We start from the raw sequence: 14,986 nt of genomic DNA on the forward strand, positions 1-14,986 counted from the left end.
GCAAGAACAATCTGGGGAAACGCCATGAACGACCTGACGCTGTCCGGTATCGATGTGCCCGTTGCGTCGAGCGACAACGGCATCTGGGGGAGCGACGTCGTCGCGCAGATGCTGCGCGCGCTCGACATCCCTTATCTCGCGCTGAATCCCGGCTCCAGCTTCCGCGGCCTGCACGACAGCCTCGTCAACCATCTCGGCAACCAGCAGCCGCAGATGCTGCTGTGCCTGCATGAAGAGCATGCCGTCGCTGTCGCCCATGGCTATGCCAAGGTCACAGGCAAGCCGATGGGCGTGATCCTGCACAGCAATGTCGGCCTGATGCACGGCGTGATGGCGATCTACAACGCCTGGTGCGATCGCGTGCCGATGCTGATCCTCGGCGCGACCGGCCCGGTCGACGCGGCCGAGCGCCGGCCCTGGATCGACTGGCTGCACACCGCCAAGGATCAGGGCGCCCTGATCCGGCCTTATGTGAAATGGGACGACCAGCCCGTCTCGGTGGCGGCCACGGTCGATGCGCTGATCCGCGCGACCAATCTCACGCGCAGCGCGCCGCAGGCTCCGACCTATGTCTGCCTCGATGTCTCGATGCAGGAGAAGCGGCTCGAGGAGATGCCGCCTCTTCCTGACCCGAAACGCTTCGCTGTCGCTTCGCCGAGCGTTCCGGCAGCCGCCGAGATCAGCCGGGCTGCGGATCTGCTGCGGGACGCAAAGGCTCCGCTCATCCTGTTCGGGCGGATGTCGCGCGCAGAGCGCGACTGGGGCCGCCGTGTCGCGCTGGCCGAGCATCTCGGCGCTGCCGTCCTCACCGACATCAAGACCGCGGCCGTCTTCCCGACGGATCATCCCCTGCACGCAGCCAAGCCGTCCTTCTTCCTCGATGCGCAGGCGGTCGACGCCATCCGCGCCGCCGACGTCATCCTCGCCTTCGACTGGGTCGATCTTGGCGGCACCCTGCGCCAGGCCGATGGGGCCTCATTGGCCCGCGTGATCAGCGTCTCGCTGGATCACCATCTGCACAATGGCTGGAGCATGGACCATCAGGCGCTCGCGCCGGCCGATCTGCATCTCGCCGCCGATCCCGATGCGGCCATGCACCTGATCGCCGACGCATTGGGGGCCGGCCCCGGCACGGCCCCGGCCGTCCGCCCGACCTTGCCGGCGCTGGCCTTCGATGGCGAGCGCCCGCTGGACGTCGTTTCGCTCGCCGCAGCCATGGGCGAAGCGCTACAGGACGAGGTGATCAGCCTGGTTCGCCTGCCGCTCGGCTGGGCCACCGAGGCCTGGCATTTTCGGCATCCGCTCGACTATCTCGGGATCGACGGCGGCGCCGGCATCGGCTCGGGGCCGGGCATGCTGATCGGCGCGGCCCTGGCGCTCAAGGGCTCGGGCCGGCTCCCCGTGGCGGTTCTGGGTGACGGCGACACCATGATGGCGGCCTCCGCCTTGTGGACGGCAGCGCATTACAAGCTGCCCTTCGTCGCGATCGTCTCGAACAACCGCTCCTTCTACAATGACGAGATCCATCAGGAGCGCGTCGCCAGGCAGCGTCAGCGCCCGGTCGAGAACAAGTGGATCGGCCAGCGCATCGACGAGCCCGATATCGACATCGCCGCCATCGCCAGGGCCCAGGGGTTGATGGGCATCGGCCCGATCCGAACGGTCGATGCCCTCCGCGACGCGGTGACCGAGGCGGCGAAGGCCGCCAAGGCCGGCGCGTCGGTCCTGATCGATGCGCGGGTCATGCCAGGCTACAACCCGGCGATGGCGGCCGGCATGACGCGCCATGCCGGGCAAACGCCGAAGGACTGAGCGCCGAGGGCTGTTCAGGCGGCTCCGGCAGGGTCAGCGACGTCCGGCACATCGGCGAGATTGCGCTGGACCGCGGCGAGATAGCCGAGAAAACGGGCCTTATCCTCTGGCGTGAAACCGGCAGTCGCCTGCTCGACCACCTCCTGCGCCATCGGCAGGAGCTCGGCCCTGAGCGCCTGGCCCTTCGGCGTCAGCAGCACGTGCAGCTTTCGCCTGTCATGCAGGTCGCGTTCGCGGCTGATCAGGCCAGCCTTCTCCATGGCGGTGAGTGCGGCCAGCGTCGTCGGTTCCATCGTGCCGATCCGGCGGGACAGCTCGCGCTGGGTCAGCCCGTCCTCCTGCCAGAGTGCCCGCAGGAAATACCACATGCCCGTGGTGACGCCGTGCGGCTCGATCTTGCTCTGCAGATAGCGCTGTGTCGCGCGGTTCGCCATCCGCAGCTGGTAGCCGACACTGCTCTCGAACGGCAGATCGTGCGGGGCTCCAGGCAGCCCGCCATTCTCGTCCCCCGTCGTCGCCACGATCGTTCACATCTCCAAGGTCAGGGCCGGCCAGTATAGGCCGCAACCGCGCCCTCGATAGCGCGTGCACCCGCCCATCCTGAAAAGTTTGACTGGCCAAGCAAGATAATCTTGGACCTTGCCCGCGCCGCCTCACTAACGTGGCGACTGCGTAGGCCGCGAACCGAAGCGAAGACGGCCGCGCGAGGGAAGGATGACATGCCGCCGACTCAGTCGGGCCTCGACCGCTCCGGGCGCGCCAACGCCGCGCACCCTCCAGCTGCTGACGCAGCTGGACGAGGGTTGGAGCGATGAGCGACGGCCAGCCAAGGGATGAGCGCTCAATGCCCGCTTCGGCCGCCAAACTGCGTCTAGCCGAGACCGTGAAAGAGGCCGACCTGGTCATCGACGGCGTGACGATGCGCTTCGAGACGCGCGAAGGCGCCATCACCGCCGTCGACGATATGTCGTTCTCGGTCGAGCGCGGCGAGTTCGTCTCGATCATCGGCCCGTCGGGATGCGGCAAGTCGACCGTGTTCAACATTCTGGGCGGGCTGGTGCGCGGCTACGAGGGCAAGGTCAGTGTCGGCGGCGACGTGATCTCGGGCCCGCATCCCTCGATCGGCATGGTCTTCCAGGAGGAATCGACCTTTCCCTGGCGGACAGTGCTCGACAACGTCGCCTTCCCGCTCGAGGTCAAGGGCGTGCGCAAGGCCGAGCGCCATGAGGCGGCACGGCACTTCATCGACATGGTCGGCCTGAACGGCTTCGAGCAGCGTTACCCGGCCGAACTATCGGGCGGCATGCGCCAGCGCGTCGCCATCGCCCGCACGCTGGTGTTCGAGCCCAAGATCCTGCTGATGGACGAACCCTTCGCCGCGCTGGACGAGCAGACCCGCCTGCTGCTCGGCGACAAGGTCCTGAAGATTCAGGAAACGCTGAAGCAGACCACCCTGCTGATCACGCACAATATCACCGAGGCCGTGCAGCTCTCCGACCGGGTCATCATCATGACCTTCCGCCCCGGCAAGGTGAAGCGCATCGTCGACATCCGCCTGCCACGGCCGCGCACGGGCGACGTCGTCGGCAGCGAGGCTTTCGGCCGCCATGTTGCCGAGATCTGGAACGATCTGCGGGAAGAAGCCTCGCGCGGCATGGCCGAATCCGAGGCGGGCGCCCGCCGCCGGAAGGGCTGAACCATGCGGCTCGCTGGAATCCCGCCGCTCGCGATCGGCTTCGCCACGGTTGGCCTCGTCCTGGGAGTGGTCGAAGTTCTCCTGCTGCTTGGCCTCCTGAACCAGTTCGTGATCCCGCTACCTTCGGCCGTTCTCGGCAGCTTCGGCCGGTTGTTCGCGGAGGAACAGCTGCTGGAGCGGTTGATGATGACCGGCAGCGAGGCGCTGGCCGCGAGCGTCCTCGTCGCCATCGTCGGCATCTCGCTCGGGGTGCTGCTCTACAAGGTCCGGATCCTCGCGCTGGCGACCGAGCCCTGGGTGGCGGCGGTCGCCGCCGCGCCGGTAGTGCTGGCCTATCCGCTCTTCCTCGTGATCTTCGGACGCAGCGCCGCCACGATCATCGCGATGGGCTTCGTGGCCGGCCTCGCTCCGGTCATCCTGAAGACACTGGAAGGGCTGAAGGGCGTCAGGAAGAGCCTGATCAATGTCGGGCTGAGCTATAATCTCACGCCTTCGCAGCAATTCTGGAAGATCGAATTCCCCGCTGCCATCCCGACGATCTTCGTCGGCGTTCGCCTCGGCCTCGTCTTCGCGCTGATCAACCTGATCGGCGTCGAGTTCCTGATCAATTTCGGTGGGCTCGGCCAGCTGATCAACGATCTCGCGGAGCGCTACGACCTCGCCGGCGTCTTCGCGACGATCGTCTTCGTCATTCTCGTCAGCGTCGTGATTTTCGCGGCACTCGAGCGCATGGAACGCTGGCTCCGGCCGGGCCGCTAGCCGCCGGGCCGCGCCTTGTCGCGACTGCTGAAGCGCCGCATGATGGCCGCCAAGACGACATGCCCGGGAGGCCGCGATCAATCTCCGCCAGCTTCGATATTTCGTTGGGATCGCCGAAGTCGGGAACATCACCAAGGCAGCGGAGCAGCTCAACGTCGCGCAACCTGCGCTGGGCCTGCAGATCCGGCAGCTCGAGCAGAACCTCCAGACCGAGCTTCTGCTGCGCCATTCGCGCGGCGTCGTGCTGACGCAGGCAGGGGAACTGCTGCTGGAGCGCGCAAGACGCATCCTGAAGGAGGTCGAGGACGCCAGGCGCGATGTTCGGGCACTGTCCGGGAACGATCAGGAAATGCTGACCATGGGGCTGACGCCGAGCATCATGCTCCAGCTCGGCCCCGATTTGCTGATCGACGCCAAGAACAAGATGCCCTCGGTCTCGCTCAGCCTGGTCGAGGAACTGAGCCACGGTCTCATCGCCGCGATGGAGCGCGGCGAGCTGAATGCGGCCTTCGCCTATGGCATCGACCATCCGCGCCCGGGCATCGAGCGGACGGCCCTGTTCGAAGAGGAGCTGGTGCTCATCAGGCCGGTCGCAGACGGGCCGCTGCCTGAGACGGTGACCCTGGCCGAGGCCCTGAGCCACGACCTCGTCCAGGCCGGTGAGCGTGACATGGTCCAGCAGCTGCTCAAGGCCGCCGCCGAGAAATTCTCGCTGCCGCTGCATATCGTCTACGAAGCGCAGTCCATTCCGGCGATGCGCGCGCTCGTCGTGCGTGGTGTGGCGGCGAGCGTCATACCCTATGGCACGGCGATCGAGGAGCTGCGCGCCGGCAAGCTTGCCATGCAGCGCATCTCGGACCAGCCGCCGAAGCGGACACTCTACCTGATCAGGCCCGGCAACGCGCCGGCTTTCCGCCAGCAGGAGGCGGTCGACCGCTTCTTCGCCTCGGTCACCGAACACCTGCTCGTATCCCTGGGCTCGCTCGCCCGTCGCGTCGGCTCCTGAACCGCCTCCCATACGGCCTACGTCTTGTTCTCATTTCGCGGAAGTCTTTGTGCCCTCCGCCGGCGCGGCGCACTCTGCCGCAAAATGATGGCGCGCCCGACGCGCTAGAGCACGCGCCGATCAGGTTGCTACGCAATCTGATCGGACAACGCGTTCTCTTTCTATAATTTGGAGACGGATTCACCGTTCAGGTTGATTCAACCTGAACGGGTCCGGCTCTAGCCGGGAGGAATTGCGTGTCCGATCTGCGCCTGTCCATCGCCATCGGCGACTATGATCGCAATCGCCCCCTGCTCGATGGCGCGGTCCAGATCGACGGTGTCGACCCCGTCTTCATGAAGCTGGTGCCGGAGGAAATCTTCTTCCGCGCCTTCCGTCATGCCGAGTTCGACGTTTGCGAAGCCTCGCTGTCGAGTTTCACCCTCAAGACGGCGCGTGGCGACAGCCCCTATGTCGGCGTTCCCGTCTTCCTCTCGCGCGCCTTCCGCCACACCGGCATCTTCATCAGGACCGATCGCGGCATCGCTCGTCCCGAGGATCTCAGGGGCAAGCGTATTGGCTGCCCGGAATATCAGCTCACCGCCTGTGTCTGGATCCGTGCCATCCTCGAAAACGACTATGGCGTGAAACCCTCGGAGGTGACCTGGGTTCGTGGCGGCCTGGAGCAGCCGGGCCGCGCCGAGAAGATCAGCATCGAGCTGCCACCGGAGATCACGGTCGTGCCGGCACCGGCCGACCGCTCGCTCAACGAGATGCTGATAGACGGCGAGATCGACGCCTATATCGGGCCGCGTTCGCCACCGGCCTTCGAGGCCGGCCACCCCAAGATCGCCCGCCTGTTCCCGGATCCGACCGCCGCCGCGTCGGACTATTACCGGCGCACCCGCATCTTCCCGATCATGCATGTCCTGTGCGTACGCCGCAGCATTGTCGAGACCCAGCCCTGGCTGCCAGCCGCGCTGCTGAAAGCCTTCGAGCAGTCCAAGGCCGTCGCGCTCGCCAAACTCGCGGACACATCCGCCACCAAGATCACGCTGCCTTTCGTAGAGGAGCAGCTGCAGGCGGCGCGTAGCCTGATGGGACAGGATTTCTGGTCCTATGGTGTCGGCCCCAACCGCCATGCGCTGGAGGCGTTCCTCCAGGCCCACCACAGCCAGGGGCTGTCCTCGCGGCAGCTTGCGGTCGAGGAGCTCTTCCATTCCAGCACGCTGGAGGCCTTCAAGATCTGACGGAGCCGAACAATCTCCGGAGTTTCCACTTCGCCACAGAAGCGAAGGTAACACGACGAAGGCCAGCCGCACCGAGCTGGCGACAGGGGAGGACAGGATGACGACATTCAAGACGGTCATGTCGACGCTTGCGGCACTCGGCTTCGCGCTGTCACTCGTGCAGGACGCCGCCGCCCAGGACAAGCTCAAGCTGGCGATCGGCCAGCGCGGCAACTGGGATACCTCGGTCTCGGAAGTCGGCACGAGGCTCGGCATCTTCAAAAAGCACAATCTCGAGCTCGAGATGCTCTACACCCAGGGCGGCGGCGAGACCCAGCAGGCCGTGCTCTCCAATAGCGTCGACATCGGCGTCGCCGGCGGCATCATGGGCGCGCTCTCTGCCTATTCGAAAGGCGCGCCAATCCGCATCATTGGCGCCGAGACCACCGGGGCAAAGGACCTTTACTGGTATGTCAAAAGCGACTCTCCGGTGAAGGCGCTCAAGGATCTGCAGAACCACACGGTCTCGTTTTCGACCAATGGCTCGTCGACCCATGGCGTCGTCAACGCCTTCATCAAGGAGAACAGCCTCAAGATCCGGCCGACCGCGACCGGGGGCCCGGCGCCGACGCTGACCCAGGTTATGTCCGGCCAGATCGATGTCGGCTGGGCTGCGCCGCCCTTCGGCCTGCCCCAGCTCGACAAGGGCGAAATCCGCGTCGTCGCGACCGGCAACGACACCCAGGCCTTCAAGAGCCAGACAGTCCGCCTGCTGATCACCAACACCAGCGCGCTCCAGAACAAGAAGGCCGTGATCGATCGCTATATGGCCGCCTATCGCGAGACCGTCGACGCGATGTATTCCAGCGATGCGGCGATCAAGGCCTATGCCGATTTCGTCGGGATTCCCGAGGCCATCGCCAGGCGCACGCGGGATGATTTCTTCCCGAAGGAGGCGCTCGACCCCGACAAGATCGTCGGGCTCGACACCATCGTTCCCGACGCGGTGGCGCTCAAATACACGGCCCAGCCACTGACCAAGGAACAGCTCGCCGAGCTGATCCAGATCCCGCCGCGCAAATGAGCCAGCGCGTCGACGGCCTCGTCTACCCGGAGTGACGGCGCGATGACGACAACGACCCTCGGCCGGACGGAAAGCCGCCCGGCGAAGATGGACGAGGCACGGGCCGTGCTGATCACGCGGATCGGCATCGTCGCGGTACTTTTGGCGATCTGGGAGATCGCAGCGCGCTCGGGATTGCTCTACCGCGACGTCGTGCCGTCGCTGCTCCTCATCACGCGCGCGCTCGCCCATCTCCTGATAGAGCCGACCTTCTACGCCAATCTCGGCGTCACTGCCGGCGAGGTCGCGCTCGCTATCCTCATCGGCGGCGGCGGCGGGGTCGCCGTCGGCATCCTGCTCGGGAGCAACCGCTTCCTGCAGCGCGCCTATGAGCCGTTGCTGCATTATCTGGGACCGACTCCGAAGATCATCTTCTTTCCGCTGCTGATCATGTGGTTCGGCGTCGGGCCGGGTTCCAAGGTCGCGATGGGCGCGCTGTCCTCGTTCTTTCCGGTCGCGATCAGCGTCGCCGCGGCGATGCGCGAGATCGACACCGTGCTCATCCGGGTCGGCCTCAGCTTCCGGCTCAATGTCGGCCAGATGATCTCGAAGATCTACCTGCCGGCGATGCGCGCACCGGTCATCAACGGCCTGCGCATCGGGCTCGGTGTCGCCATCATCGGCACGCTGCTGGCCGAGACCAAACTCGCCAATCAGGGGCTCGGCTATGCCGTCATCCAGACCTATGCAACCTTCGACATGCCGCGCATGTACGCGCTGCTGATCGTCGTCTTCCTGCTGGCCGTCGGCGTGAACGTCGTGCTCGGGCGCTACACGAAGCTGCCCGGCACCAGGCGCCCCTCGGATGCGCACTGAACCTGTCGGCGGGGCTATCCCGGCCACGAAGCCGCCGGCAGGCATCCCGCGCAGCGCCTATTGGCTGGCGACGCTCCCGCCTCTGTTCTGGTCGGGCAATTTCCTGATCGCGCGGCTGATGCGCGAGACGATACCGCCCGTGCAGATGTCGTTCTGGCGCTGGAGCCTGGCCCTTCTCATCCTTGCCCCGTTCTGCTGGCGGCCGATCGCCAACTCCTGGCCGCGCATCCGCGGCAACCTGCCATTCCTCGCACTGCTCGGCGCGATCGGCGTCACCGCATTCAATTGCTTCGTCTATGCGGCACTGCACTACACACCGGTCGCCAACGCGGCGCTGGTCAATTCCCTGCTCCCCGTCGTGACCTTCCTGCTGGCCTATCTGATCCTGAAGCAGAGCCTGACGCGGCAGCAGCTTGCCGGGATCGCAGTCTCGCTCTGCGGGGCGGTTCTGGTGATCTGCCGCGGGGATCCAAGGATGCTTCTGAATGTCTCGCTCAACCGGGGCGACATTCTGGTCTTCGCCGGCATGAGCTGCTGGGCGTTGTACACCGTGCTGATCCGCTGGCGGCCGGCAGGGCTGCCTGCGATGGCATTTCTTGGTGTGACCGTGTTCTTCGGCGTCCTGTTCCATTTGCCGGCCGTCGCCTGGGAATATGCCGTGCAGGGCGGCTTCCGGCTCAGCATGGCGACCGCCGGCGCGCTGTTGTATTTCTCAGTCTTCCCGTCGATCCTGGCCTATGTCTTCTGGAACCGCTCGGTCGCGGTGCTCGGCCCCGGCAGGACCGGCATGTTCATGCATCTCCTGCCGCCAACCAGCGCTGTGTTGGGTTTCATCGTGCTCGGCGAGCAGATCGCCTGGTTCCACCTGGCAGGCTTCGCCGTCATCGTTCTCGGCATCTGGCTCGTCACGTCGGCGCCGCGCAAAGCGTGATCGTAGAATAGCGCCAGACAAATTCACCCTGGCTCGGCAAGCCAGGCCGGCAAACGGGCGGGCGCGATACCGGTGAGAGCAGCCTCGATGCAGTCGTCGAGAGTCCCGAGCCTCACCGTGCAGCCAGAGAGGCCCGGCCCGTAATGGGCGTATTTGCCGGAAGTCGTCAGGACGACCTTGGCCTGCTCCGGGAAAACCGGACGTGTGATCGAGCACCAGCAGAGGTCTGGAATGATGTCGACGCCGCTTTCCCGCAATCTCGTCATCGTTCCATCGGCCTCCGCCGCGGCTATGATCTCTCTTCCCGCCGTGATGATGACGGAGACGGTCTTTGCGAGAGGGCGGCCACCGAGCCGCTCCGCGACAGCCCGGCATTCGTCGAGGGAGGCGTGAGGGCTGCCGATGGCGACGAGATCGACCTCCGAGGGGCCGCTGCTCAGCTTGCGCCAGCCGGCAGCAAGGTCTTCGCGCGTCACCAAAATCTCGTCCTCGGCAGCGCCGCCGAGGCTGTCCGCTTCCGGCGTGATGCCCTCGACATGCAGCATGGCCGCGGCGGAAGTTGTCCCGAAGGCGGCGCAGAGCGCTTTGAGATCGTCCGGCATTGGCTGCGTTTTCGAGAGGCCCCTGATCAGCGGGATGCGGTCGGGCGAGGCGAGGCCGGCGAGATAGCCGATCAAGGGCCAGGCCGAGGAGTCCGCGCCGTCCGGCAAGTCGATCCGGATCGCACGGCGCGCCCGCCGGCCCTCGTCGAGAAAGGCTCCGGCGCGTGGTGCTCGGCCGGTGACGGCGATGCAGAAATCCAGAAAGTCCGGGTGCTTCGCCGTGCGGGCTCCGAGCACGGAGTTGGCGAAGATCACCGCGTTCGATTCCGACCAGCCGATCGCCTCTCCGAAACCCGGCGGATCCGGCAGGGAATAGGGCGCGCAGGTGAAGCTCGCCTGGCATCCCATGCGAACATAGGCGTCGGCGAGGCGCGTCGCGGGCTCACCGAAATTCCGTGCCACACCCTGGCGGCGCCAGTTCGCATGATCGACCGAGATGGCGTTCATCGTCGTCGGGACGCGAGCGCGCGCGCCCAGCTCTTCCATCTTCTCGGCGAAGATCAGATTGGCCGGGCCGGCATAGATGCAACCGTCGACATGGACCCGCGTCACGTCGATGAGGTCGCTCGCTCCCTGCTGGCTCGCCATGGCGCAGATGATGCGCATCGCCTGCCGGGCAGCGATGCCCTCGGCTCCGGCGAGCATGCGATGGTCGGCAGGAGAAAGCTGCAAATCGTCATGGGCTGTCGCGCCGAGAGAAATCCGCAAACGCCCGCCATCCGCAGTTATGCCGTCCGGTGCGATCGTCGCGTCTGTCGCGGATGACAGGGTGACAAAGGCTTCGTCCGGAAGACGAATGACGGGAATGCGGCGCCCGAACATCTCCGAGGCGACGATCGCCCCAAGCGTCAGCGTGTCCTCAGGACCGGCGAAGATCAGCGCCGCGGGGCTCCTGCCCGAGAGCGCGAGTTCCAGCAGCACGCCCGAACCGGAGCAGGAACCTCGGCTGCTCGGCATCATCACGACCGCACCGGCGAGCGAGACGCCGTGCGAGGGGTGGTGGACGTCGATGACCACCCCCGTGGCGGGATCGACGCCACCCCAGAAGCTCAGGGGCTCGCTCAGGACGATGATCGGCCCGGCGGCGTCGCCAGGAGCGACAGCGATCCCGTTGTCGTGTCGTGCGGCAGAGTTCATGGAGGCTGTTCAACGAAAGCAGGTGCGGGATCGGAACAGGGGGTGCGAAGTCGCCCCTCCCGACGCAGGTAATATCATCGAATGTGAGCCGCGTACTGAAGTGGCACTCGCCGTCCTGAACTCGCTCTTCTCCAGCTATCGAAGCCTGAAGCTGCCATGGCGATCGGGCGGGGCTCTGAACGCAGCAGCGCCCGCCCCGCCCGAGAGGCTTATCGTTCAGCCGACGTTCGGCCGCGCAGTCACCAGCGCCCCGACGGCATCAGCCGTCGCGGCCGACAAGGTCCAGCCGAGATGGCCATGCCCGGTATTGTAGAACACCCGCGGATTGCGCCCACGCATGACCCTCGGCAGCATATCGGGCATCATCGGCCGCAAGCCAGCCCAGGGCGTGACCTGGCGCGTGCTCATCCCGGGAAAGTGCGTGCGGCACCATTGGACGAGCGGCTCGATCCGGCTGGCCCGGATGTCCTTGTTGTAACCGTTGAATTCGGCCGTGCCCGCGACGCGAAAACGGGTCGCGCCCAGCCGGCTGGTGACGATCTTCGCGCGGTCATCCAAGAGGCTCGTCCAGGGGGCCGCCCGCTGGTCCGAGGCTTCCGGGAGATCGACCGTGATCGAATAGCCCTTCACCGGATAGACGTTGACGCGATCGCCGAGATCGGCGGCGAGCCGGCGGGATGCGACGCCGCCACAGACCACGATACGGTCGAAGCGATCGATCTGCGTGCCGGCCTCCGCCGCTTCCTCCGTCGGCCTCCAGCTCACCTCGACGGCGTCGCCGGCACCGTGCTCGATAGACAGAACCTCGCTCGACAGGCGCATCCTCACACCCCGGCGCTCGCAGGCACGGGCGAGCCCGTTGGTGAATTTGTGGATGTCGCCGGTGAAGTCCGACGGGGTGTAGAAGCCGCCGTAGAACTCGCCCTTCAGGGACGGCTCGATCGCCCGGATGTCCTCGGGCGTGACGGCACGGCGCTCCAGCCCTCCCCTGGCGAGCAGCGCCGAGACGCGGGCCGCCGCGTCGAACTCAGCCTTGCTATGGTAGAAGTGCAGGATGCCGCGTTCCTCGCAATCGAATGCGATGCCTTCGTCCCGTGCCATCTGCATGAGATGAGCGCGGGCCTCGATCGCAAGCCGGGCGGTCGTGAGCGTGTTCTCCTCATATCGCGGAATCGAGGCGACAAACTGCGCCATCCAGGACAGCTTGTGCCAGGACGGCTTGGGATTGACGAGAAGCGGCGCTCCCGGCGTGAACATCCACTTGATGCCCTTGAGAACCGTGGCCCAGCTGTTCCAGACCTCGGCATTCGAGGCCGAGAGCTGGCCGCCATTGGCAAAGGAGGTTTCCATCGCGGCATAGGGCTGGCGGTCGAAGACCGTGACCTCGCAGCCGCGCCGGGCCAGGTTATAGGCCGTGGTGATGCCAGTGATGCCCGCGCCGATGACGGCGACGCGCGAGATGTCGGATGTGCTCATAGGTGCTCCTGCCCGCTCAATGCGGGTCGTCAGCACCCCCTCTGTCATTGGCCTGAGAGCTTCGTCGGGCCCAATCAGCTGGGCTGTCGACTTGCACCATCGGCGCAGAACTGCGGTTCTGCTTTTCAGAGTCGAATCATCGGCAGCGGTACGTTTTGCCTGAGAGTTTCCGGGGCGGTTGCTCCGTCGGCGCCGGCCCGATTTTGACGTCGAACCGATCTCTCCCGCTGACACGAGTGCTAGTGTGCCTGCGATTTCTGTCAAGGGCGATCGGGCGGGAGCTCGCCGACGTGCGGGCGGCCAGCCGGTATCGGCGGCTTGCGGACCCGGCCGGCTTCAGCACTGACCGCGGACAGCCCCAGCTCGGCGGCGCAATCCCGCAAGGCAACTCCCTGATTGCTTTTCGGCAATGCGTCGGCGCGTTAAAAATTATAAACCCTTGATAAATAACAGATTTATATCGAACTTCGGCATCTCGACAAACCGTTCTCCCCGATATTCGTCCCAACGATTTACCGCTCGTTAACCATTCGATTCCTACATCTGAGCAACCGAAAATTTACCAAGATGACCGCCGTGTTAACTCAACCCCGGCCGATCCGCCTCAAGGGGCGATCATACCTTGCGCTGACGCTGACACCCGAGCTGCCCTTCGAGGATTGGCTGGTGCGGCTCGACGATCTCGCCGGCCGCTCCGCCGGTTTCTTCCTGCGGCGGCCGGTCGTGCTGGACGTCGAGGGCCTCGAGATCGACCGCGCGCAGCTGCGCGACCTCGTCGGCAAGCTCGGCGCGCGCAATGTCCGGATCATGGGAATCGAGGGCGCACGCCCCTCCATGCTCGGGAACGATCTGCCGCCGGCCATGTCGGGCGGAAAGACAACTGGAGACATCGAGGAGCCAGCGACCGAGCCGACCCAGGAAGCCCCTGTCGCCGAGACCGTGGCAGAGGCTCCCGCCGCGCCGCCTCCCGCTAGGACCGCGCCGGCCTCGCTCGTCGTCACCCAGCCGGTGCGCTCGGGGCAGTCGATCTTCGCCGAGGGCGACGTGACCATCGTCGGATCGGTCGCCTCCGGCGCCGAGGTCATCGCCGGTGGTTCGATTCATATCTACGGCACCCTGCGGGGGCGGGCGATGGCCGGCACGCTGGGCAATGCAGAAGCTCGCATCTTCTGCCGCAAGCTCGAGGCCGAGCTGGTCGGCATCGACGGCTACTACAAGACGGCCGAGGACCTGGAGCCCGGCCTGCGCGGCAAGCCCGTCCAGTTCTGGCTCGAAGGCGAGACCTTCACAGGCGGGTCACTCGCCTGAAACGACAACGCGTCCACCGGAACTAGGAGAGGTCAATGGGCAAGGTCATCGTGGTCACATCGGGCAAGGGCGGCGTCGGCAAGACGACGTCCTCCGCCGCCCTGGGCGCAGCTTTGGCGCAGAGCGGCGACAAAGTCGTGGTCGTCGACTTCGATGTCGGCCTGCGCAATCTCGACCTGATCATGGGTGCCGAGCGGCGGGTGGTCTACGACCTCGTCAACGTGATCCAGGGCGAGGCCAAGCTGACGCAGGCGCTGATCCGCGACAAACGGGTCGAGACGCTCTATCTGCTGCCGGCCTCGCAGACGCGCGACAAGGACAATCTCACATCCGAGGGCGTCGAGAAGGTCATCGGCGCGCTGAAGAGCCATTTCGACTGGGTGATCTGCGACAGCCCGGCCGGCATCGAGCGCGGAGCCACCCTCGCCATGCGCCATGCCGATATCGCGATCGTCGTCACCAATCCGGAAGTCTCTTCGGTGCGCGATTCCGACCGCATCATCGGCCTGCTCGATTCGAAGACGCTGAAGGCCGAGAACGGCGAGCGCATGGAGAAGCACCTGCTCCTCACCCGCTACGACCCCGCCCGCGCCGAGCGCGGCGATATGCTAAAGGTGGACGACGTCCTCGAGATCCTGTCGATCCCGCTGCTCGGCATCATCCCCGAAAGCATGGACGTGCTGCGCGCCTCCAATATCGGCTCGCCCGTCACCCTGGCTGATGAGCGCAGCGCACCAGCGCTCGCTTATTTCGACGCTGTGCGCCGCCTCAAGGGTGAGAACCTGCCGATGACCATCCCCGGCGAGAAGCGCGGCTTCTTCGGCAAGATCTTCGGAAGGAAAGCGGCATGAATCTGCGTCGTCTCTTCTTCCGGCCCCAGTCGGCTCCCGCCGCGCGCGAGCGCCTGCAGGTCCTGCTGGCTCATGAGCGCCTCTCGGCCGATGGCTCCGACCTCGTGACCAAGCTGCGCGACGAGATCCTGCGCGTAATCGCCAAGCATGTGCAGGTCGACGACGACAAGGTCACCGTCCGGATGGAGCGCGGGCCCCAGGTCTCGACGCTCGCCGTCGACATCGAGATCCCGTTCGACGCGGGCAAGAAGGCGGCCTGAG

14 protein-coding genes and 1 riboswitch are annotated in these 14,986 nt (G+C 65.8%); of the genes, 11 read left to right on the forward strand and 3 right to left on the reverse strand.

Going from position 1 to position 14,986, the window contains the following annotated elements:
• The first annotated feature begins 24 nt into the window (after window positions 1–24).
• Window positions 25–1,812 (forward strand): thiamine pyrophosphate-binding protein, encoded by a 1,788-nt coding sequence (locus tag B6S44_RS07000; protein ID WP_129156053.1) that lies wholly within the window; start codon window positions 25–27, stop codon window positions 1,810–1,812.
• A 14-nt stretch (window positions 1,813–1,826) separates the two neighbouring features.
• On the opposite strand, the gene B6S44_RS07005 is transcribed toward B6S44_RS07000, so the two are convergent.
• On the reverse strand, window positions 1,827–2,333 hold the full coding sequence (locus B6S44_RS07005) for a MarR family winged helix-turn-helix transcriptional regulator (protein ID WP_129156054.1): 507 nt from the start codon (window positions 2,331–2,333) through the stop codon (window positions 1,827–1,829).
• Window positions 2,334–2,656: 323 nt separating this feature from the next.
• Between B6S44_RS07005 and B6S44_RS07010 the strand changes: the two genes are divergently transcribed.
• The 7 genes from B6S44_RS07010 to B6S44_RS07040 all read left to right on the forward strand — a co-directional run bounded on the left by B6S44_RS07010 (window position 2,657) and on the right by B6S44_RS07040 (window position 9,351).
• On the forward strand, window positions 2,657–3,508 hold the full coding sequence (locus tag B6S44_RS07010; RefSeq protein ID WP_129156055.1) for an ABC transporter ATP-binding protein: 852 nt from the start codon (window positions 2,657–2,659) through the stop codon (window positions 3,506–3,508).
• Between the two features lie 3 nt (window positions 3,509–3,511).
• Complete coding sequence (locus B6S44_RS07015; protein ID WP_129156056.1) at window positions 3,512–4,267, forward strand: ABC transporter permease; 756 nt, start codon at window positions 3,512–3,514, stop codon at window positions 4,265–4,267.
• 76 nt (window positions 4,268–4,343) lie between these two features.
• Entirely contained in the window at window positions 4,344–5,273 is a 930-nt protein-coding gene (locus B6S44_RS07020) for a LysR family transcriptional regulator (protein WP_282568172.1), read from the forward strand.
• A gap of 236 nt (window positions 5,274–5,509) precedes the next feature.
• A complete protein-coding gene (locus B6S44_RS07025) occupies window positions 5,510–6,502 on the forward strand; it encodes an ABC transporter substrate-binding protein (RefSeq protein WP_129156058.1) in 993 nt (330 codons plus the stop codon).
• Window positions 6,503–6,599: 97 nt separating this feature from the next.
• Window positions 6,600–7,565 carry an ABC transporter substrate-binding protein gene (locus B6S44_RS07030; protein ID WP_248309484.1) on the forward strand — a complete coding sequence of 322 codons (966 nt, stop codon included), beginning with the start codon at window positions 6,600–6,602 and terminating at the stop codon, window positions 7,563–7,565.
• A 42-nt stretch (window positions 7,566–7,607) separates the two neighbouring features.
• Entirely contained in the window at window positions 7,608–8,420 is an 813-nt protein-coding gene (locus tag B6S44_RS07035; protein WP_248309485.1) for an ABC transporter permease, read from the forward strand.
• Window positions 8,410–9,351 carry a DMT family transporter gene (locus tag B6S44_RS07040; RefSeq protein ID WP_129156059.1) on the forward strand — a complete coding sequence of 314 codons (942 nt, stop codon included), beginning with the start codon at window positions 8,410–8,412 and terminating at the stop codon, window positions 9,349–9,351. The genes B6S44_RS07035 and B6S44_RS07040 overlap by 11 nt, the downstream gene beginning before the upstream one ends.
• Before the next feature lie 23 nt (window positions 9,352–9,374).
• On the opposite strand, the gene lhpI is transcribed toward B6S44_RS07040, so the two are convergent.
• Window positions 9,375–11,090, reverse strand: coding sequence for a cis-3-hydroxy-L-proline dehydratase (gene lhpI / locus B6S44_RS07045; protein ID WP_129156060.1), 1,716 nt, complete (start codon window positions 11,088–11,090; stop codon window positions 9,375–9,377).
• 216 nt (window positions 11,091–11,306) lie between these two features.
• Window positions 11,307–12,566 (reverse strand): D-amino acid dehydrogenase, encoded by a 1,260-nt coding sequence (locus B6S44_RS07050; protein WP_465246092.1) that lies wholly within the window; start codon window positions 12,564–12,566, stop codon window positions 11,307–11,309.
• 136 nt (window positions 12,567–12,702) lie between these two features.
• A riboswitch (glycine riboswitch) is annotated at window positions 12,703–12,803 on the reverse strand.
• Between the two features lie 330 nt (window positions 12,804–13,133).
• Between B6S44_RS07050 and minC the strand changes: the two genes are divergently transcribed.
• Genes minC through minE form a run of 3 tightly spaced genes read left to right on the forward strand, consistent with a single transcriptional unit; the run spans window position 13,134 to window position 14,985 of the window.
• A complete protein-coding gene (gene minC / locus B6S44_RS07055) occupies window positions 13,134–13,874 on the forward strand; it encodes a septum site-determining protein MinC (RefSeq protein WP_129156061.1) in 741 nt (246 codons plus the stop codon).
• A 35-nt stretch (window positions 13,875–13,909) separates the two neighbouring features.
• Window positions 13,910–14,725, forward strand: a complete 816-nt coding sequence (minD, locus tag B6S44_RS07060; protein WP_126113752.1) for a septum site-determining protein MinD — start codon at window positions 13,910–13,912, stop codon at window positions 14,723–14,725.
• On the forward strand, window positions 14,722–14,985 hold the full coding sequence (minE, locus tag B6S44_RS07065) for a cell division topological specificity factor MinE (protein ID WP_057188104.1): 264 nt from the start codon (window positions 14,722–14,724) through the stop codon (window positions 14,983–14,985). The genes minD and minE overlap by 4 nt, the downstream gene beginning before the upstream one ends.
• The last annotated feature ends 1 nt before the right edge of the window (window position 14,986 follow it).

It is taken from the genome of Allobosea sp. Tri-44 (assembly GCF_004123845.1).
Lineage (GTDB): Bacteria > Pseudomonadota > Alphaproteobacteria > Rhizobiales > Beijerinckiaceae > Allobosea.